Here is an 18,882-nt window from a genome sequence, read left to right as displayed (position 1 = left end):
CTTTTAGATTATTAATAATACTTAATTTTGCACCACTAAAAAAACAACACCTACATTTTTATATGAAAACAGATGCTTTTGCTTTAAGACACATTGGTCCAAGAGAAAACGACCTACAACATATGTTGAAAACGATTGGAGCGGAAACGCTTGATCAATTGATTTTCGAGACAATTCCAAGTGATATTCGTCTAAAAGCTGATTTGGATTTAGATCCGGCAATGACCGAATATGAATTTGCAAATCACATTCAAAAATTAGGGAATAAAAATAAAGTTTTTCAATCCTATATTGGTTTAGGTTACAATGCAGCTATTATTCCTGCAGTTATTCAAAGAAACGTTTTTGAAAACCCAGGATGGTATACTGCTTACACGCCTTATCAGGCTGAGATTGCTCAAGGTCGTTTAGAAGCAATTTTGAATTTTCAAACTATGGTGATTGAATTGACCGGAATGGAAATAGCTAATGCTTCTTTATTGGACGAAGCAACTGCTGCTGCTGAAGCAATGGCATTGCTTTTCGATGTTCGTTCTCGTGATCAAAAGAAAAATAACGTTTGCAAATTCTTTGTTTCAGAAGAAATATTACCTCAAACTTTATCGGTTTTACAGACACGTTCTACACCAGTTGGTGTCGAATTAATAATTGGAAACCATGAAGATTTTGACTTTTCAACGGAATATTTTGGAGCTATTCTTCAATATCCGGGAAAATTTGGACAAGTTCATGACTATGCCAGTTTCATAGCTAAAGCTGCTGCAAACGAAATAAAAGTAGCTGTTGCTGCTGATATTTTGAGTTTGGCAAAATTGACTCCTCCTGGAGAAATGGGTGCTGCCGTCGTTCTTGGAACAACACAACGTTTCGGAATTCCGTTGGGTTATGGTGGTCCACACGCTGCCTATTTTGCTACAAAAGACGAATACAAAAGAAGCATGCCTGGAAGAATCATCGGTGTAACAGTTGACACTAACGGCAATCGTGCGTTGCGTATGGCGTTGCAAACGCGTGAGCAACATATTAAACGGGACAAAGCCACTTCAAATATCTGTACGGCACAAGTTTTATTGTCCGTTATGGCAGGAATGTATGCCGTTTATCACGGACCAAAAGGCTTGCAATATATCGCTGATAAAGTACATGCTTCGGCAGCTACATTGGCAAACGAATTAGAAAAATTAGGTTTCCAACAAACCAACACTGCTTTCTTTGACACCATAGTTGTTCAGGCTGATGCTAAAAAAGTAAAAGCTATTGCAGAACAAAACGAAATCAACTTTTATTATATTGACGAAAATACCGTTTCCATCTCTTTAAACGAGACAACAAGTATTTTCGATTTGAATAAAATTATTACTGTTTTTGCTTCCGCAAAAGAGACTCAGGCAACAACAATTGAAAGTTTATCGGAAACCAATCATTTTCCAGAAAGCGTAAACAGAACATCAACGTTCTTACAACATGATGTTTTCAACAAATTCCATTCGGAAACCGCTTTGATGCGTTACATCAAAATGTTAGAACGAAAAGATTTGGCTTTGAATCATTCGATGATTTCACTAGGTTCTTGCACAATGAAACTAAACGCTGCTTCAGAAATGCTGCCTTTAAGCATGCCGCAATGGAATAACATTCACCCATTTGCACCACTTGATCAAGCACAAGGATACCAGGAAATGTTGGCCAAATTAGAACAACAATTAAATGTTATCACTGGTTTTGCAGGAACCACTTTACAACCCAACTCAGGTGCTCAAGGGGAATATGCAGGATTAATGGTAATTCGCGCATACCACCAGTCAAGAGGAGATCACCATAGAAACATTGCTTTAATTCCATCATCAGCTCACGGAACAAATCCGGCTTCAGCAGCTATGGCAGGGATGAAAGTTATTGTTACCAAAACTTTAGAAAACGGAAATATCGACGTTGAAGATTTACGTGAAAAAGCAATTTTACATAAAGATAACCTCTCTTGTTTAATGGTAACGTATCCGTCAACTCACGGTGTTTTTGAAAGTGCCATTAAAGAAATTACACAATTAATTCACGATAACGGTGGACAAGTTTATATGGACGGTGCCAACATGAATGCTCAGGTAGGATTAACAAATCCTGCAACTATTGGCGCTGATGTTTGTCACTTAAACTTACACAAAACCTTTGCTATTCCTCACGGTGGTGGCGGACCAGGTGTTGGCCCCATATGTGTTGCTCCGCAATTGGTTCCGTTCTTACCGTCAAACCCGGTAATTCCTACGGGAGGAGAAAATGCAATCACAGCCATTTCTGCAGCACCTTGGGGCTCTGCATTAGTTTGTTTGATTTCTTATGGTTACATTTCAATGTTAGGTGCTGAAGGATTAAAACAATCTACTCAATATGCCATATTAAACGCAAACTATATTAAAGAGAAATTAAACGGTCACTTTGATACGTTGTATTCCGGAGAAATGGGTCGTGCAGCTCACGAAATGATTTTAGAATGCCGTCCTTTCAAGCAAAAGGGAATTGAAGTGACTGATATCGCAAAACGTTTAATGGATTATGGTTTCCACGCTCCTACTGTTTCTTTCCCAGTTTCAGGTACCTTAATGATTGAACCAACTGAAAGTGAAAACTTAGAAGAGTTAGACCGTTTTTGCGACGCAATGATTTCAATACGTAAAGAAATTGAAGCTGCCACTCTTGAAGATAAAAATAATGTTCTGAAAAATTCACCACATACTTTAGCAATGCTTACAACTGATGTTTGGGACTTCCCGTACACTCGTGAACAAGCAGCTTTCCCATTAGATTATATTGCGGAAAATAAATTCTGGCCAACTGTTCGCAGAGCGGATGATGCTTATGGGGACAGAAATTTGGTTTGCTCTTGTGCGCCAATTGAAGCGTATATGGAAAACTAAAAGTAAAATATTTCAAAAAAAACAAAAATGCCTCGATTTATCGGGGCATTTTCATTATACTTGTATTAGCAAAATAAATCTTACAAGCTTGAAAACAAACCTCTTATGCTTTCTGCTGCTATCGTATTTTGGAATATGCCAGGCCCAGAATTATGGATTTAGCTATTCCCCTAACAGTATTGATTCGTTAGAAACCTACCTTACTAAAAGAACCAGTACTAAAATAAACGAGTTTGACGTTGGTCAGCAAAAGAAAGTAAAAGAAATACTTTTAGAGAGAAAAGCCTCTTTTCTAAAAAACGTACAGGATAGTACCTTTATTTTTGACAAAACCATTAATGGGTTTCTTCAAAAAATACTTACTGCAGTGTACCATTCCAATCCCCAGATTGACACAAAAGATTTTTACTTTCTGATTAACAAATCACTGGTTCCTAATGCTGCCTGTTACGGAAACGGAATATTCTCAGTCAATTTAGGGTTATTCGCACTTATTGAAAGTAATGATGAAATGGCTTTTATTATCTGTCATGAATTATCTCATTATCTCCTAAAACATAATGACAAAGCCCTCGAAGAATACATCAAAACATTCCGTTCCAAGGATGTTAAACAGCAACTAAATACTGCTTCCAATCAGAAGTATGGTCGAAGATCAGCCGTGACCATGGTACTGAAGGATTTGAAATTTAATTTCATGAAACGAAGCAGAAGTGCAGAAACCCAAGCGGACTCCCTGGGTTATACTTTGTTTAGCAATACAAAATACAACAAACAGGCTTCGGTAAATATCCTGAAAAAACTGGACAGGACTGATGGTATGCTTTTCAACAGTCCGACCAATTTAAGACAAAATTTTACATTTGAAGAATATCCCTTTAAAGAAGCATGGATTGAAAAAGAAACCAAAATGTTTGATATTACTGAAAGTGCCAATGATTTAGAAGTTGATAAAGATTCCCTGAAAACACATCCGGACATTCCACTGCGGATAGAAAACATAATGCACAATTATAAAATTACCACGACCAATGCAACTACAACTGAAATAGGCCTGGTGCAGAAAAAAACAGCTGAAAACAGCATTAAAATCTTTTTTGACGACTCGAAATTAGACTTTGCCTTGTACCAGTTATTATCCCTTCACGACAAAAATGAATTGGATAACAAAACCTTTACCAGTTATGTCGCTTACTTATTACAAAAAGCATACATTTTAAAAGAAAGACATGTTTTTGGAAAATATGTCGGACCGGTAAACTCTTTTTCCGACGAAAAATACATCAACGAAATAAGGTTGTTTTTAAACAATCTTGAACTAAAAGACCTCAGGAAAATTGGTTACTATTTTTGTCAAAAAAACGAATTGATATCCAAAGGCGATGCTGAATTTCAGAATGCACATACTTTTTTCAAGAGTTTAAATAATTATTAATACAAATCAAACACCCACCAATTATGAAAAGAATCACTACTTTACTTTTAATCTCCTTTGTGGCCAATCTGACCATGGCACAAGAAAAAAAAATCAATGAAGTCAACACTTTTAAAGTAAAGAATTCAGGGGCAATCCTGGACAAAGAGAAAAATGTTGATGGTTATTTCTTTTTCTATGAAATAGACAAACTAAAAAAAGGAGACCGTGAGTTTGCAATTCAGGTTTTAGACAAAAATCTGGTTGAAGTTGCCAAGAAGACTTACATTGACAATAAAAATACTTTTTTAATGAAAAGTAGCTTTAACAATCAGGGGATTATGTTTGCTATGGCTAATTTTAAAGAAAAAAAAATCAGCCTGTTAAGCTACGACAAGAAAGTCAATCAATTGCCAACTATTGATATCCCTTTAGAGAGTAAAGAAATCCGCTATATTCAATATATGCAACAGACCGGTGATTTTAATATTATATTTCCTGTTGAAAATAAAGGATTCATTTTCAACAAGTTTGAAGATAATAAAAAAATAGGATATTCTTTGAAATATTATCCGACAGATGGTGGCAAATCATGGGAATATAATTCTCCTGAGGACTCGAAAGAAATATTGGCCATCAATCCTATTGAAGTTAATGACAAAGTAATTGTTGCTTTAGAAACATCTAAAACAAGTCTTTTATCCAGAAAACTTACTCTAAAAACAAAAATTATTGATGTAAATACCGGAGTGCTTTTATATGAAAAAGAATACAGCAAAGACAGTAAACCCAGATTAATCAATAATGCATTCCTCGACAAAGACAGCAATGTTGTTTTAATGGGAGAATATTTTAAAGAAGGCGATAATATTATTAGCGATAAAAGTTTAGGTCTGTTTACGGAAGTTGTTGACTCATCTGGGAAAACGTTAAAGGAAAACTTTACAAGCTGGAAAGAGGATGTTGCAAAAATTGCAAAAGTAAGCGGGAATTACATTGAAGACAAAGGATACATCTATTTTCATAATATTGCAAGAACAAAAAACAATGACTATTATGCTATTGGAGAGTTCTATAAAAGAACTGCAAATGCCGGAGGTATTGCACTGACCACACTATCGATCTTAGCCGGCGGCGGTAGTGGCTCAAGTGTTACACAACTTACAATTACAAATACAGTAGTCTTTAAATTTAATTCCAATTTTGAACTTACAGGAATTCAGGAATTTGAAAAAGGAAAATCAAGAGCTCCAAGTTTATCTGATTTCGGAAGCCCTCAGTTAAATGCACATGCATTAAAAGCATTTGGAGCGTTTGATTATGAGTATACGCAGCTAGACAAAGCAAATGATCGTTTCTACGCCTGTTTCATTGATTACGAAAGACTAAAAGGAGAAAAAAACAAAAATGCTTTTAAAACTATAATTTGCGATAACGGACAACTATCCGAAGATAAAATTTACCTGGAAAGTGACAATAACAACAATGATTTCAGGGTGCTGCCGGCAAAAGTCGGAAATGTTTTATTACTGGAATATGATAAAAAATTGAAAGAAATAAACGTCCATTTAGAAAAAATAAATATAAAATAGTCCCTTGAGAGCCACTTCATTAGTGGCTCTTTTTATGGCTGTACCTAAAATCTAATTAGAATTACTATTACTTTATGCTATAAAAAGAAATCCCGGCCTGCAAACAAACACATACTAGCATTGCAAGCATTTAAACTCGAGGAGAACTTCAATCACAAACTATTACACCTCCCTATTATCAATTGCAATAATTAGCAAATAAATATCACATCTATTTTTGCAATTCGTAATAAAATAATCAATATTTTTGCCAATAAATTATTATTTCATAATTATATGCGTGCATAACAAAAATTATGAGTGTACTAATTTTTTAATCATTAAATTAGCCTGAATTTTTGGAAAAATAACCCGATGAAAATAAAAATAACTGGAATAGGAAGTTATATTCCTGAGAAAAAAATAAGCAATACTGACTTTGGCGAACACGTTTTTTTAAACGAAGATGGAACCGCATTTGGTTATCCAAACGAAGTAGTCATTAATAAATTTAAGGGCATAACCGGAATCGAGCACAGACGTTACGCCGAAAACCAACATACCTCCTCCGATCTGGCTTTTTTTGCTGCTCAAAAAGCAATAGAAAATGCGGGTATTGATCCAGAAACAATTGATTATATTATCTTCGCACACAATTTTGGTGATGTAAAATACGGAACGTCTCAATCGGATATGATTCCTAGTTTGGCCACCCGTGTGAAACATAAACTTCAAATAAAAAACCCAAAATGTGTTGCCTACGATATCCTTTTCGGCTGTCCGGGCTGGATAGAAGGCGTTATGCAGGCAAATGCTTTCATCAAATCAGGTATGGCGCAACGCTGCCTGGTTATCGGTGCTGAAACCCTTTCAAGAGTGGTTGACGCACATGACAGAGACTCCATGATCTATTCTGATGGTGCAGGCGCTTCTATTATTGAAGCTTCTGACGATGAAACAGGAATGCTGGCGTACGAAAGCGCAACCTATGCGAATGACGAAGCTAATTATTTGTTTTTTGGAAAATCATACAATCCTGATTTAGATCCGGATACTCGATACATCAAAATGTATGGCCGCAAAATCTATGAATTTGCATTAAGCCAGGTTCCAGCGGCAATGAAAAGTTGTCTGGACAAAAGCGGATTGGGCATCGACGACGTGAAAAAAATCCTTATCCATCAAGCCAATGAAAAAATGGACGAAGCGATAATCCAACGTTTTTACAAATTACACGACAGACCGGTACCTAAAGACATCATGCCGATGAGTATTCACGAATTGGGAAACAGCAGTGTTGCCACCGTGCCTACACTTTATGATTTGTTAATTCGAGGAGAAATAGAAAACCAATCCATACAAAAAGGTGATATCCTTATCTTCGCCTCCGTGGGAGCAGGGATGAATATCAATGCGTTTGTTTACAGATACTAATATCATTTGGAGCTAATCCAACTATAGATTACAATTCCTCACTACAATACTTGTTTTTCTAAGGTGCAAAAGAACTTTTTTTAGTCGCTTTTTGCACCTTGAAAAACTACTTTTTGAAGTCCCGCGATTTTCATTCCTTTCCGGGTTAAAAAACAATGTCCAAAAACACATTTATTACTATATTTGTGCCTTCGTGCCTTCACGGCAAAATAAAAAAAACATGTACGAAAAAACGTTTCCAAATAAAAGATTCAAACATACTTTAGAATTCCTAAAAAAACACATCTCGACAGACCAAACCATATTAGATTTAGGTGTCGAAAATCCCTTTTCTAAAATCATGAAATCAGAGGGATTTGTTGTTAAAAACACAACAGGTGAAGACTTAGATATCGACCAAACTGTCCTTTCAAATGAAAAACAGGATGTGGTAACCGCTTTCGAAATCTTTGAACATCTGCTCAATCCGTTTACCATTTTAAAAGAAATAAAATCCGATAAGCTTTTTATTTCCATCCCAATGCGTTTGTGGTTTTCGCCAGCATACAGAAGCAAAACAGATATGTGGGACAGACATTACCATGAATTTGAAGATTGGCAATTAGACTGGCTATTGGAAAAGACAGGCTGGAAAATAATCGACAGAGAAAAATGGACTAATCCGGTAAAGCAATTTGGCTTTCGCCCCCTGTTGAGAAAGTTCACCAACAGGTATTATATTGTTTATGCTGAAAAAATAAAATAATGGATTATTATATTGTTATTCCGGCTCATAATGAGGAGGCATTTATTGCTTTAACTTTGGAATCTTTGATTTCTCAAACTATTTTACCAAAAAAAGTGGTCGTTGTAAATGACAATTCTACTGATAGAACGGCCGAAATTGTAACTGATTTCGCCAAAGAAAATCCGTTTATCACTTTGGTAAACAAAACTTCAAGCGCCATACATCTTCCGGGAAGCAAAGTCATTCAGGCTTTTCACAAAGGTTTTGAAACACTGGATGAAGACTACGACGTTGTCGTAAAACTAGATGCCGATTTAATTCTACCGAACAACTATTTTGAGACTATTCTAAGCATTTTCGAAAAAGATGCAACAATTGGAATGGCTGGCGGATTTGCCTACATCGAAAAAAATGACGAATGGATTCTGGAAAACCTAACGGATAAAGACCACATTCGTGGCGCATTCAAAGCGTACAGAAAAGCCTGCTTTCAGCAAATAGGAAATTTAAAACCTGCTATGGGTTGGGACACCGTTGATGAGCTATTATCTAAGTTTTACGGATGGAAAGTAGTTACTGATGATTCATTGATTGTGAAACATTTGAAGCCAACAGGTGCTAATTACAACAAAACAGCCCGTTACAAACAAGGCGAAGCATTCTATACTTTAGGTTACGGATTTTTAATTACGTCGATTGCTTCGGCAAAACTGGCGATGATGAAGAAAAAACCTGGATTGTTTTTGGATTATATCAGAGGCTTTTGGAAAGCCAAAGCTGCTAAAACCCCTTTATTGGTAACAGATCAGCAAGCAAAATTCATTCGAAAGTATCGTTTAAAAAAGATAAAAGAAAAGCTTTTTTAGCCTCACGAATCAAAAAATTATAAACCGTAAAGTACAAACCTGCTAACTAATCCTTAATTTAGCCCATAATCGCAAAACTATGATGCTCATCCGATATATAACGCAGATAGGAAGATACTTCTTAATGCTAAAAGAAATTTTCAATAAACAGACCAAATGGTCTGTGATGAGAAACCTGATTTTCAAGGAAATTGATGATTTAATTATTGGTTCTTTGGGTATTGTAGCTTTTATTTCTTTCTTCGTTGGAGGTGTGGTTGCCATTCAAACAGCATTAAATCTGACTAATCCTTTAATCCCTAAATATCTTATTGGTTTTGCTACCAGACAATCCGTAATATTAGAATTTGCACCGACCTTTATCTCAGTGATTATGGCCGGAAAAATGGGTTCTTTTATTACCTCAAGTATCGGAACCATGAGGGTGACAGAACAAATTGATGCGCTGGAAGTGATGGGAGTCAATTCCTTAAACTACCTTGTTTTTCCAAAAATAATGGCCTTATTACTGTACCCGTTCCTTATTGGAATTGCAATGTTTCTAGGTGTTTTGGGTGGCTGGATGGCAGGGGTATATGGCGGTTTTACGTCAAGTTCAGAATTTATAAATGGTGCCCAGATGGAATTCATTCCTTTCCATATCGTTTATGCTTTCATTAAAACATTAATATTTGCCATGATATTGGCCACTATCCCTTCTTTTCATGGGTATTACATGAAAGGTGGCGCACTTGAAGTGGGTAAAGCCAGTACCGTTTCCTTTGTTTGGACATCAGTTACCATAATATTATTCAATTATATATTAACCCAGTTGTTACTAGGATCATGATAGAAGTAAAAAACGTAGAAAAATCATTTGGCGGTATCAAAATTCTTAAAGGTATTTCAACGGTTTTTGAAACTGGAAAAACAAATTTAATTATTGGACAAAGTGGATCTGGTAAAACAGTGCTACTAAAAAGCCTTTTAGGTATACATACACCAGAATCGGGAACCATTTCATTTGACGATAGAATTTATTCGGAATTAAGTCCTGATGATAAACGAGATTTACGAACTGAAATAGGAATGGTTTTTCAGGGAAGTGCCTTATTTGATTCCATGACTGTAGCTGAAAACGTTGGCTTTCCATTAAAAATGTTCACTAAAGATAATAATGCAAAAATTCAGCAACGCGTAGATTTTGTGTTAAAAAGAGTCAACCTTACCGATGCACATAAAAAGCTACCATCGGAAATTTCAGGAGGAATGCAAAAACGTGTGGCCATAGCCCGCGCTATTGTTAACAATCCGAAATACCTGTTTTGTGATGAACCCAACTCTGGACTAGATCCAAACACAGCCATATTAATCGACAATCTTATCAAAGAAATCACGGAGGAGTACAATATCACAACGGTTATAAACACGCATGATATGAACTCTGTGATGGAAATTGGGGAGAAAATTCTATTCTTAAAAGATGGCTTAAAAGCTTGGGAAGGAACTAAAGAAGAAATTTTCAGAACCGATAATGAAGCTGTTGTAGCCTTTGTCTATTCTTCTAATTTATTCAAAAAAGTAAGAGAAGCCTATTTGAAGGAGTAAAATTACGCCTTACTTAATTTGTTTTCAATAACTCTACCTCTGCATTAGGATTAAATAAATACGTTTTGCCGGAACTCATTTCCAGGCATTCGAAACGCTTTGTTCTAATCGCTATTTTCTTGAAAATTTTTCCGTTTTGGATTCGAAAAACACTGCCATAAGGAATTTCGAACACATAATTTTTATCATTTTGCTGGTCAAATTGTTTTAATGCCAAAGCCAATGTAGCATCGGTATCACTACTGGCTGTTGGATTTTTGAAATGTCTTGCCAACAACGGCAACAAATGATTTGGGAAAATCTCCGGACGAATATAGGGAATCATCAACCTTTGAAATGAATACTTCCACTCGTTTCCATGCGGCTTGATATGCCTTCCGAATTTTTCAAACGCAACCAAATGAGAAATTTCATGAATCAGCGTAATCAGAAACTTGTATTTATTCAGGTTTGAATTGACCGTAATTTCATGCTTCCCATTCAGGCCTTTTCGATAATCACCATGACGCGTTTGTCTTTCATTTACAATCTTAAGGTGCACCTGATTGGCAACAATAAGCTCAAAAACTGGTTTCACAGCGTGTTCTGGAATATATCTTGAAAGCGTTTCACTCATAACTTACTTGTATAACTCTTGGTTACGGATTCGTTGAAGACACTTGCAGCACTTTTCCGTTGAAATATTTATTCCCAGTCAGCGTAAAATTAAAAATATAATCTGCCATTTCACTTGCTGTAATTGGCGCCTGATACCCTGGAAAAGCTTCCGCTAACATTTCTGTCTGAACGGAACCTAAGGCCAAAACATTAAAAGAAATACCACGGTCTTTATATTCCTCAGCTAATAATTCTGATAACGTAATAACAGCCCCTTTACTGGAGCTATAGGCTGCAAGTCCGGCAAACTTTAAACTTCCCTGAATTCCACCCATAGAACTGATGGTTACCACATGGCTTCCCTTTTGTAAATAAGGCAAACAAATACGAGTCAAATTAGCAACCCCAAAGACATTGACTTTGTAAATATTTTCAAAATCTTCCTGAGTCGTTTCCGAAAATGGTTTCAACAATAAACTTCCGGCATTATGAATGACCGCATCAATTTGTTTCCACGACATAGAAAGAAAATCGTCCACTTTCTTCAATTCTGATTCATCGGATAAATCGACAGACAGACAGGTAATATTTTTATTTCCCAATAAGGCTTGAGGAATTTTTCTGGAAAGAGCCAGAACCTGATGTCCAGCGCCAGCAAATTGTAATGCCAGCTCAAACCCTATCCCTCTACTAGTTCCTGTAATAATAATATTTTTCATGTAGCAAAAATAAACAAAAACACTAAAAAAAGCATCATTTTAGCCAGTGGTATTGTTTCGAATATAAAAATAAGGTTTTCTATAATTTTACTTAATTTTGCCGAAGCAAAATACGATTTGAATTCGAGAAAAAAATGATAGAAAACCTACAATTAGAAATAGCAAAACACAATGATATTAATGGAATACTAGCCTTACAGGAATTGTACCATGTATCTAATTTATCAGAAGAAGAAAAAGCTTCAGGCTTTGTAACTACGCTATTTTCAAAGGCTCAGTTAACTGAAATCATAGAACAGGAAGGCCTATTTCTTGCTAAAGACAACACTACAATAATCGCTTATATTTTTTCAGGTGGCTGGGATTTTTTCAAGCAGTGGCCCATATTCAATTATATGACTACATTATTTCCTGATCTTACCTTTTTAGACTTCGATATTACTGCAACCAATAGCTTTCAATACGGTCCTATTTGCATCCATAAGGACTATCGGGGAAAAGGATTGATAACACCTCTTTTTGAATTCATGAGAAAACACGTTGTCAAAAGATATCCGCTGGCTTTGACCTTTATCAACAAAACGAACATCCCATCAGCAAAAGCGCATACCGAAAAACTAAAATGGACAATTATTGCGGATTTCCAATTCAACGATAACAACTATTTTATTTTAGCCTATGACATGGCTCAGCCTGTTTCTTAAAAATCACTAATTCATATGAATTTCATGTGTTGGAGCATTAGCCATCTGCGTAACCGCAGGTAATAATTCCTGAATAAATGAGGTCATGTGATGCAAATCCATCACTTCAAATTCATCTGAAACATGATGATAGAATTCAAAATTTTCAAAATCGAAAGTACTCACAGACTGACAAGGCACATGAAATACATTGTAAAAAGAATAATTATCTGATCTATAAAACAATTGATATTCGGCTTCTTTAGGAAGAAAACCAATCGTATTTTTCCCTGTATATTCATTAATTTTACTTGCCATATTAGATTTATCAAAGCCGGTAATATACGCCAGATATTCTCTTTTCATTGGCACTCCAATCATCTCAATATTGAATTGCGCGTACAAATTAAAGTTTTCTGCCTTCAGCTTTTTTGCCAGATGCTTAGACCCTAATAATCCTTTTTCTTCACCAGCAAAGAACACAAAAAGAATACTTCTCCTATTGTTTTTGACGCTACTGAAATATTTCGCCATTTCAGCAACTGCAGTTGTTCCCGAAGCATCATCATTGGCTCCATTATTTATAAAGTCTCCATTAACTCCTTTTTTGTCGATCCCTATATGGTCATAATGCCCGCTAATAATAACAAATTCGTTTTTAAGAACAGGATCATTTCCTTCAACAAAACCTACCACATTAAAAGAGGGTTCCTTGAAATTAGATAACGTATCGCGATAACTTGAAAAATAAGGTTTGACGTTATTGTCTTTAAAAAATTGCTCCAGATAATCTGCCGCTTTTACCATTCCTTTTGTTCCGGTTTCCCGGCCTTCCAATTCGTCCGAAGTCAAATATTTTAATGTCTTTGCAACATCACTTTCTTTGACTTTATAGGCTGCTTCGATTAGCTTTAATCGGGTATCTTCAGTCGCCTGGGCAATGACAGAAGTAGTTGGTATGCATCCCAATAGGACGAACGCAAGAAGTAAAAGTGTGTTTTTCATAGTTTACGGTTCTTTGGTTAAAAGAAGTATGTCTTCTTCAAATAGATCGAGTCAAATTCTTATTTCTTGTAATACTTTCTGTAGACGGTATACATTTGAATTAAAGCTAAAACTACAAAAAATAATGGAATAATTACTGGCAAAATATATCTTGAAAAACCAGCCGTATTTTGCAAAAACAAATTTAAAATAGTTACTAATGCCAGCATGCCAAAAAAGGTCCCTAACAACGTTCCAAAAATGTAATAATATTTAAGTCTTTTCTCGATGGTAATATAATTCCCATTAATCAAATAGAGATTCCATCCCGTCCAGAATGGCACTTGAAGAAAATTGATACCATTTAAAAACACACCAATAAGAAAAGGCGAATACTTAATAAATCTTTCCAAATCACTATGATTTGCAGCTCTTTGATTCGAATGAGCATAAAAGGAATAGCCCACCAACAGCAAAAATAAAATGGCAAAAAAATCGATGGCTTTCATCAATTTTTTATTGTTTACCAATTGATTTGCAAAAATCAACGTGAAGTAAATCACAAAAACCTCAACCGAAATAACACCAAAAAAATAGAAAACTAAACTATTAATCCCTAATTCAGAATAAATTTCGACCCCAATAATATTTAAATATCCCAATGGGATTGAACCGATAAAACTCACCAAGAAACCAACGAGAATATTTTTTATAACTTTCATTGTATTAGAAATTTATTATTCTTTTGCTTTGCTCTCTATGCAAACGATATTCTTTCATACCTTCTTTATGAGACAAATAGGAACTTCCTGTTTTATGATTTTCGACACTTATTTCATACATATAGGTAATGTGTCGAGCCAGTTCTTTCCAGGCAAATAACAAAGAATGTTTCGGGTCGTAAATATGGGTAGGTTCACTTGCCGCCCCATTCAACTCCACAATAGAGAAGTTTTTCCCTTGTTCTAATTCACCCAAAGTATGATACATCACATCCAGCCTTCCAAAATAAAACCCCGGAATCTGCAAACACATTTCATTAATGGCATTGGTTAATTTCGGGCTTATCCAACGACTTCCATCTATAAATTTCGCGCCACGGGCATGATTGCCATAAGGCACTAAGTTTAGTTTTTCGCCTTTAGCCAGGATCTCGAATAATTTCTTGCCGTATTCTCGTTTCAATACTTTAAGTTGCAATTCGTAACGCGGATTTTTTCTTAATAATTGTTCTGTAGTTGAAGTTCCGTCGCCTGTGATTATTAGAAATTCTTTCGAAACTACCCCTGTTATTCTGCCCTTTTTCTCGTGTGGATAGCGCACATAAAAAATACCAACTTCATTTTCAAAAGGAATTAAATCCTGTACTACAAAATCAAAATTTGCCTTTTCAGCATATACTTTTAAGTCCCCGACAGTCTCTATTTTTTTGACTCCTGAACCACGCAAGCCAATATCAGGTTTTGCAATCAATGGATATTTTATTGCTGAAAAACGGATTACTTCTAAAATTTCTTCTAGTGAAGTTCCTTCTTTTATCAGTTCCGTTTTCGGATAATACCGTTGTGGAATCAAATCGTAAATCGCTTTTTTAGACTCCATCATAAATCCACCATTTTTTATCGTTGGATTAGCAGCGTTAAAGAAAAAAATGGATTTTGCTTTAAGCGAATAAAATGCCCAAAGAAAATAAATTGGAATATAAACAATTTTAAACGGCCAATATTCCCAATGAGTAATCTTATGTAAAAGTAATTTCAATTGAGAAAATTTTAAATAGTGATAAATGAGGTCCGATACTCTTTTTGTACAATCAAATCGCAATGCAAGATAGCAACTTTATTTTTTTTCATCACATATTGGGTAATACTCAAGGTTTTCAATTCGTCATTTCGATTGATAATCAATCCATTTTCTTGGTTTTTCTCTTCGGTATAGCGATGAAAACGAAGCATCTCCATTTCTGAAATTTCCTGATTCGCATCCAAAAAACTATAAAACCACTTCGAACGTTGCTCCCGAATCGCTGTCGGATACAGCGTCGACGAGGACCAAATGTGATTTTTACGACTATCTAAAGAAGTTATTTCTTTCTGATTTCCATTCCATTGCAATTGAAACAGCGCTCCATTTTGGAATAAAACCAGTGTAAAAGGTTCTATATTTTCCAAATCAATTTCATCCCAAAAATCCTTTGGCGATGGCCTGCCGATAATATCCAAAACAACTAAACCTCTACTTTTGCTATAAGGAAGTGCTACTTTGTGTTTTTCATCAGCCCCATTTAATAAAACCAAAACAGTTCCATTTGCATCGACAACAAACCAAGTTCCTCCGGCTTTTGGATCTTTTGGAAAAATGACATTCTTTCCATTTATGGTATACTCTTTTGGTGGTATTGCGGATGGTCTGATTATTTTTTCATCTCGATTTGAGGTAATGATGACTGTGTCATTGACATTGACAAAACTTACTGTGCACATTGGTTTCTGTATTCGATTGTTGAACGTGCTACACCAAAATTTTCATCAACGACAACATTTTCACATTGTAAAACAGCCACTTTTATCAGCGCCTGATGGTGAATGCAATGCTCCAAATTGTAAAGTAATTCTCTATGATAATTGCTTTGAATTCGAATTTCCTCGCCATCAATAATCTGTTGTAAATCAATAATCTTATTCTCCCTTTCTAAATTATCCTGAATAATTCGAATATGCCTGATGGCATATACCGCATCGGTTTGAATCAAAATATTGCGCGCCCTTTTATCATAATTCACAATCCCCAAATCGTATTGATTTTCAAGGCACTGAAACATTTCGATAATATGTCTGCTGTGTTCTCCAATACTGGAATTACTTAATTCAGCACATGAATTTGAGTATTCCGCTTCAGATAGTTGATTCAGTAAATGAATCAATTCATTTAGACTATTATTAATGGCAGGTATCAGCATATTATAGTTTTATTTTCAACAAATTTGGTATTTTATCCTTATTTAAAAAAATTAAAATAAGACAACTAAATAAGGTTAAGTTAGCCAACGCAAATAGCGTTCCACCATCATTTTCTATTTCAATTCCAAGAACGAGCAGATGTGAAAAAATAGCGCCAATCATTATTGCGCAGCCTAATAATGCTCCGGGTAATACCGTTCTGGGTATTAAAATTAGAACTACAGTAATCAATTCTAAAATTCCAGTACCAATTCTTCCATAAGGTTCTACTCCCAAAGTCGTAAAAATATAAATACTTTCCTCTGCACCGGTAAATTTAAAGTATAACGTTTGTGCCAAAATCACTGCCACTGCGAGACGCAAAATCCACGATAAAATTGTTGTTTTCATCACTACTGTTTTATTCGATTATTTTTTTCCAATTAATTGCTGCCTTTGACTTCAGATTAGCTTCATCTTTATTCCAACTTTTTAATGTATTATTAAAAAAAGCATTGTAAAATAAATATAATTTCCCATCAACAATTTTAAAGGTTTCTGGGTTTATCGTCACTTTTTCACCAGAAAACCCCATCGCGTACGCGCACCAGCCCCCAAATTGCGGTTGATATCGCAAAGGATTGCTTAAAAAATATTCTTTATTTACGGCTATTGAAAAATTATAGGTAACACCTTCGTACGTTGCGGTTAGTTCTTTCTTCCCCTTTACTGCTTTTCCTTGCTTAAAATAAGCGACCGGATCGTAACCTTGCAAGGCAACTTTACGTTCTAAATTGAAATGAGTTAATTGTTTATTTTGGGTTTGTGCCACTGTTGTTAGCGAAATAACACTAACGAGCATGTAGAGAATTTGTTTCTTACCCCACCATCTAAAATTGCTTTTTTGGCATTCATGAATCTTCGATTTCATTGTATTTTAATTTAAAAAGAGACTTCGTTTATTTCTTAAACAAAGATATTTAGAATCAAAAAAGCCATTTGTCAGCTACTTTACAGTACGTACGAAATAATTGAAACTACAGTTTTGAAATATCGGAAATAATGATTTCTTTTCGGTTATAAATCAGTGTTCCATTCGTTTCCATTTCATTGAGCAATTGCGTTGCCGTCTGTCTGGAAGTACAAATAACCTGTGCAATGTCATTTTGCGTCAGATAATTTTCAATCACGACGGTATTACCCACTCTTTTACCTTCTTTTTCTGCCCAATCCTTTAGAAACTGAAACAATCTGGTTCTAGCATCTTTAGAAATCAAATTAGAATAATTGTTCTTGATCCGTTTCATTTTTAAACCCACGAATTTGAGATAAGATAATGCCAAACTGGGATTCCGCAACAATAAATCTTCAAAGTCAGCCAGTATAAAACTACAAGTTGCTACATCTTCAGAAAGTACTTTTGCATATTCATTGATTTGATCATCCGTTTCTAAGGTTAATTCCCCGAGTGAACTACACCGAGGCTAAAGCCGTCGGTGCTTCGTAAGTCATCACTCCAACTAATGTTGGCAGTTCTTTACGATTTTTAAGTCTGTGTCCCACAGACAATTATTTTTTAATCCAAAATTTTTAATATTTATAGCTGCATTTAAGTCTCTATCGAGTACTGTCTCACAATTATCGCACGTCCAAAACCTGTCTTTTAAGGCAAGTTCTTTGTGGATGTTGCCACAGCAATTACAAGTTTTTGAGGAGGACTCAAAACGACCTATTTTAACGATATTATTACCGTACCATTCGCCTTTGTATTCTAGAATAGTCACAAACATGCCTCAACCACAATCCGTTATGGCTTGAGCTAGGCAGTGGTTTTTGACCATGTTTGAAACTACTAAATCTTCAATACAAATAGTTTGCTTCTCACTAATTAATTTTGAAGTTGTTTTGTGTAAAAAATCCTTACGTTGGTTCGCTACTTTTTCGTGTAAAATTGCTAAGCGATATTTTCTTGTTTTGCTTTTGCCTTTAGAATATTTCCGCTGTACATATTTTAATTTTGAGAGCTGTTTATTTAAATATTTTGGATTCTCAAATTCTTCCCCATTGGAAGTGACTAAAAATGTTTTAATGCCTAAATCTATTCCTATTGTGGTTTCAGGGCTAATTATAGGTTTACTTTGAGTTGTTTCTTTAGTGTCAACCAGAATAGATGCACAATATTTTCCTGTTGGTGTTTTACTAATGGTAGCCTGTCTAATAGCTCCGTTACATTCTCGATGCAACACAATGGCAATGCCCTGTTTGAATTTTGGTATAATTAATTTCCCTTTTTCCAAGACTACATGCTGGGGGACATTGAAAGATTGTTTTAAAGATTTCTTTTTGAATTTAGGAAAACTGGCTTTGGTTTTAAAAAAATTTGCAAAAGCAACATCTAAATTTAAGATTGACTGCTGCAAGGTTTGTGAATTAACTTCTTTTAACCATT

At 35.2% G+C, this 18,882-nt stretch carries 20 protein-coding genes and 1 pseudogene; 9 read left to right on the top strand and 12 right to left on the bottom strand.

What is annotated here, in order from left to right; genetic code table 11:
• Positions 1–62 precede the first annotated feature (62 nt).
• The 8 genes from gcvP to ACNQGH_RS16240 all read left to right on the top strand — a co-directional run bounded on the left by gcvP (position 63) and on the right by ACNQGH_RS16240 (position 10,511).
• Positions 63–2,912: an aminomethyl-transferring glycine dehydrogenase gene (gcvP, locus tag ACNQGH_RS16275; protein ID WP_417957086.1), complete on the top strand. Its 2,850-nt coding sequence runs from the start codon at positions 63–65 to the stop codon at positions 2,910–2,912.
• An 88-nt stretch (positions 2,913–3,000) separates the two neighbouring features.
• A complete protein-coding gene (locus ACNQGH_RS16270) occupies positions 3,001–4,347 on the top strand; it encodes a M48 family metallopeptidase (protein ID WP_417957085.1) in 1,347 nt (448 codons plus the stop codon).
• Positions 4,348–4,370: 23 nt separating this feature from the next.
• Positions 4,371–5,918 carry a DUF6770 family protein gene (locus tag ACNQGH_RS16265; protein WP_417957083.1) on the top strand — a complete coding sequence of 516 codons (1,548 nt, stop codon included), beginning with the start codon at positions 4,371–4,373 and terminating at the stop codon, positions 5,916–5,918.
• Between the two features lie 354 nt (positions 5,919–6,272).
• On the top strand, positions 6,273–7,331 hold the full coding sequence (locus tag ACNQGH_RS16260; protein WP_417957082.1) for a 3-oxoacyl-ACP synthase III family protein: 1,059 nt from the start codon (positions 6,273–6,275) through the stop codon (positions 7,329–7,331).
• 220 nt (positions 7,332–7,551) lie between these two features.
• Entirely contained in the window at positions 7,552–8,076 is a 525-nt protein-coding gene (locus ACNQGH_RS16255; protein WP_417957081.1) for a class I SAM-dependent methyltransferase, read from the top strand.
• On the top strand, positions 8,076–8,924 hold the full coding sequence (locus ACNQGH_RS16250; RefSeq protein ID WP_417957079.1) for a glycosyltransferase family 2 protein: 849 nt from the start codon (positions 8,076–8,078) through the stop codon (positions 8,922–8,924). The genes ACNQGH_RS16255 and ACNQGH_RS16250 overlap by 1 nt, the downstream gene beginning before the upstream one ends.
• Before the next feature lie 79 nt (positions 8,925–9,003).
• Positions 9,004–9,753 (top strand): MlaE family ABC transporter permease, encoded by a 750-nt coding sequence (locus ACNQGH_RS16245; RefSeq protein WP_417957078.1) that lies wholly within the window; start codon positions 9,004–9,006, stop codon positions 9,751–9,753.
• The gene (locus tag ACNQGH_RS16240) at positions 9,750–10,511 is read left to right on the top strand and encodes an ABC transporter ATP-binding protein (RefSeq protein WP_417957077.1); all 762 of its coding nucleotides are present in this window, start codon (positions 9,750–9,752) and stop codon (positions 10,509–10,511) included. The genes ACNQGH_RS16245 and ACNQGH_RS16240 overlap by 4 nt, the downstream gene beginning before the upstream one ends.
• A gap of 13 nt (positions 10,512–10,524) precedes the next feature.
• Here ACNQGH_RS16240 and ACNQGH_RS16235 read toward each other — a convergent pair whose 3' ends face one another.
• Complete coding sequence (locus ACNQGH_RS16235) at positions 10,525–11,127, bottom strand: SprT-like domain-containing protein (RefSeq protein WP_417957076.1); 603 nt, start codon at positions 11,125–11,127, stop codon at positions 10,525–10,527.
• Positions 11,128–11,149: 22 nt separating this feature from the next.
• Complete coding sequence (locus ACNQGH_RS16230; RefSeq protein ID WP_417957075.1) at positions 11,150–11,827, bottom strand: SDR family NAD(P)-dependent oxidoreductase; 678 nt, start codon at positions 11,825–11,827, stop codon at positions 11,150–11,152.
• 134 nt (positions 11,828–11,961) lie between these two features.
• On the opposite strand from ACNQGH_RS16230, the gene ACNQGH_RS16225 reads away from it, so the two are divergent.
• Entirely contained in the window at positions 11,962–12,531 is a 570-nt protein-coding gene (locus ACNQGH_RS16225) for a GNAT family acetyltransferase (protein WP_417957074.1), read from the top strand.
• 6 nt (positions 12,532–12,537) lie between these two features.
• Here the strand turns inward: ACNQGH_RS16225 and ACNQGH_RS16220 are convergent, their stop codons facing one another.
• The 10 genes and pseudogenes from ACNQGH_RS16220 to ACNQGH_RS16175 all read right to left on the bottom strand — a co-directional run.
• On the bottom strand, positions 12,538–13,515 hold the full coding sequence (locus ACNQGH_RS16220; RefSeq protein WP_417957073.1) for a M28 family peptidase: 978 nt from the start codon (positions 13,513–13,515) through the stop codon (positions 12,538–12,540).
• A gap of 59 nt (positions 13,516–13,574) precedes the next feature.
• The gene (locus ACNQGH_RS16215) at positions 13,575–14,216 is read right to left on the bottom strand and encodes a hypothetical protein (protein ID WP_417957072.1); all 642 of its coding nucleotides are present in this window, start codon (positions 14,214–14,216) and stop codon (positions 13,575–13,577) included.
• Between the two features lie 4 nt (positions 14,217–14,220).
• Entirely contained in the window at positions 14,221–15,255 is a 1,035-nt protein-coding gene (locus ACNQGH_RS16210; RefSeq protein WP_417957071.1) for a D-alanine--D-alanine ligase, read from the bottom strand.
• An 11-nt stretch (positions 15,256–15,266) separates the two neighbouring features.
• On the bottom strand, positions 15,267–15,977 hold the full coding sequence (locus ACNQGH_RS16205) for an NRDE family protein (RefSeq protein ID WP_417957070.1): 711 nt from the start codon (positions 15,975–15,977) through the stop codon (positions 15,267–15,269).
• A complete protein-coding gene (locus ACNQGH_RS16200; RefSeq protein WP_417957069.1) occupies positions 15,965–16,453 on the bottom strand; it encodes a DinB family protein in 489 nt (162 codons plus the stop codon). The genes ACNQGH_RS16205 and ACNQGH_RS16200 overlap by 13 nt, the downstream gene beginning before the upstream one ends.
• 1 nt (position 16,454) lies before the next feature.
• A complete protein-coding gene (locus ACNQGH_RS16195) occupies positions 16,455–16,844 on the bottom strand; it encodes a DoxX family protein (protein ID WP_417957068.1) in 390 nt (129 codons plus the stop codon).
• A gap of 10 nt (positions 16,845–16,854) precedes the next feature.
• Positions 16,855–17,364: a YHS domain-containing (seleno)protein gene (locus ACNQGH_RS16190; protein ID WP_417957067.1), complete on the bottom strand. Its 510-nt coding sequence runs from the start codon at positions 17,362–17,364 to the stop codon at positions 16,855–16,857.
• Positions 17,365–17,470: 106 nt separating this feature from the next.
• Complete coding sequence (locus ACNQGH_RS16185; RefSeq protein WP_417957066.1) at positions 17,471–17,740, bottom strand: Crp/Fnr family transcriptional regulator; 270 nt, start codon at positions 17,738–17,740, stop codon at positions 17,471–17,473.
• Between the two features lie 297 nt (positions 17,741–18,037).
• Positions 18,038–18,223 (bottom strand): annotated as a pseudogene (locus tag ACNQGH_RS16180) (zinc ribbon domain-containing protein); the annotation flags it as partial.
• 3 nt (positions 18,224–18,226) lie between these two features.
• Positions 18,227–18,882: RNA-guided endonuclease TnpB family protein (locus tag ACNQGH_RS16175; protein WP_417957065.1), on the bottom strand; the 656-nt coding region annotated here is incomplete at its 5' end.

Source organism: Flavobacterium kochi (assembly GCF_048286715.1).
Lineage (GTDB): Bacteria > Bacteroidota > Bacteroidia > Flavobacteriales > Flavobacteriaceae > Flavobacterium.
Note: the sequence above shows the minus strand (reverse complement) of the source record. Positions and strands in the feature narration are given on the sequence as shown.

Bases quoted from the DNA above. Each gene is read 5' to 3' on its own strand.
- gcvP (WP_417957086.1), top strand. From the start codon at position 63: ATGAAAACAGATGCTTTTGCTTTAAGACACATTGGTCCAAGAGAAAAC.
- ACNQGH_RS16265 (WP_417957083.1), top strand. From the start codon at position 4,371: ATGAAAAGAATCACTACTTTACTTTTAATCTCCTTTGTGGCCAATCTG.
- ACNQGH_RS16260 (WP_417957082.1), top strand. From the start codon at position 6,273: ATGAAAATAAAAATAACTGGAATAGGAAGTTATATTCCTGAGAAAAAA.
- ACNQGH_RS16255 (WP_417957081.1), top strand. From the start codon at position 7,552: ATGTACGAAAAAACGTTTCCAAATAAAAGATTCAAACATACTTTAGAA.
- ACNQGH_RS16250 (WP_417957079.1), top strand. From the start codon at position 8,076: ATGGATTATTATATTGTTATTCCGGCTCATAATGAGGAGGCATTTATT.
- ACNQGH_RS16245 (WP_417957078.1), top strand. From the start codon at position 9,004: ATGATGCTCATCCGATATATAACGCAGATAGGAAGATACTTCTTAATG.
- ACNQGH_RS16240 (WP_417957077.1), top strand. From the start codon at position 9,750: ATGATAGAAGTAAAAAACGTAGAAAAATCATTTGGCGGTATCAAAATT.
- ACNQGH_RS16235 (WP_417957076.1), bottom strand. From the start codon at position 11,127: ATGAGTGAAACGCTTTCAAGATATATTCCAGAACACGCTGTGAAACCA.
- ACNQGH_RS16230 (WP_417957075.1), bottom strand. From the start codon at position 11,827: ATGAAAAATATTATTATTACAGGAACTAGTAGAGGGATAGGGTTTGAG.
- ACNQGH_RS16225 (WP_417957074.1), top strand. From the start codon at position 11,962: ATGATAGAAAACCTACAATTAGAAATAGCAAAACACAATGATATTAAT.
- ACNQGH_RS16220 (WP_417957073.1), bottom strand. From the start codon at position 13,515: ATGAAAAACACACTTTTACTTCTTGCGTTCGTCCTATTGGGATGCATA.
- ACNQGH_RS16215 (WP_417957072.1), bottom strand. From the start codon at position 14,216: ATGAAAGTTATAAAAAATATTCTCGTTGGTTTCTTGGTGAGTTTTATC.
- ACNQGH_RS16205 (WP_417957070.1), bottom strand. From the start codon at position 15,977: ATGTGCACAGTAAGTTTTGTCAATGTCAATGACACAGTCATCATTACC.
- ACNQGH_RS16200 (WP_417957069.1), bottom strand. From the start codon at position 16,453: ATGCTGATACCTGCCATTAATAATAGTCTAAATGAATTGATTCATTTA.
- ACNQGH_RS16195 (WP_417957068.1), bottom strand. From the start codon at position 16,844: ATGAAAACAACAATTTTATCGTGGATTTTGCGTCTCGCAGTGGCAGTG.
- ACNQGH_RS16190 (WP_417957067.1), bottom strand. From the start codon at position 17,364: ATGAAATCGAAGATTCATGAATGCCAAAAAAGCAATTTTAGATGGTGG.
- ACNQGH_RS16185 (WP_417957066.1), bottom strand. From the start codon at position 17,740: ATGAAACGGATCAAGAACAATTATTCTAATTTGATTTCTAAAGATGCT.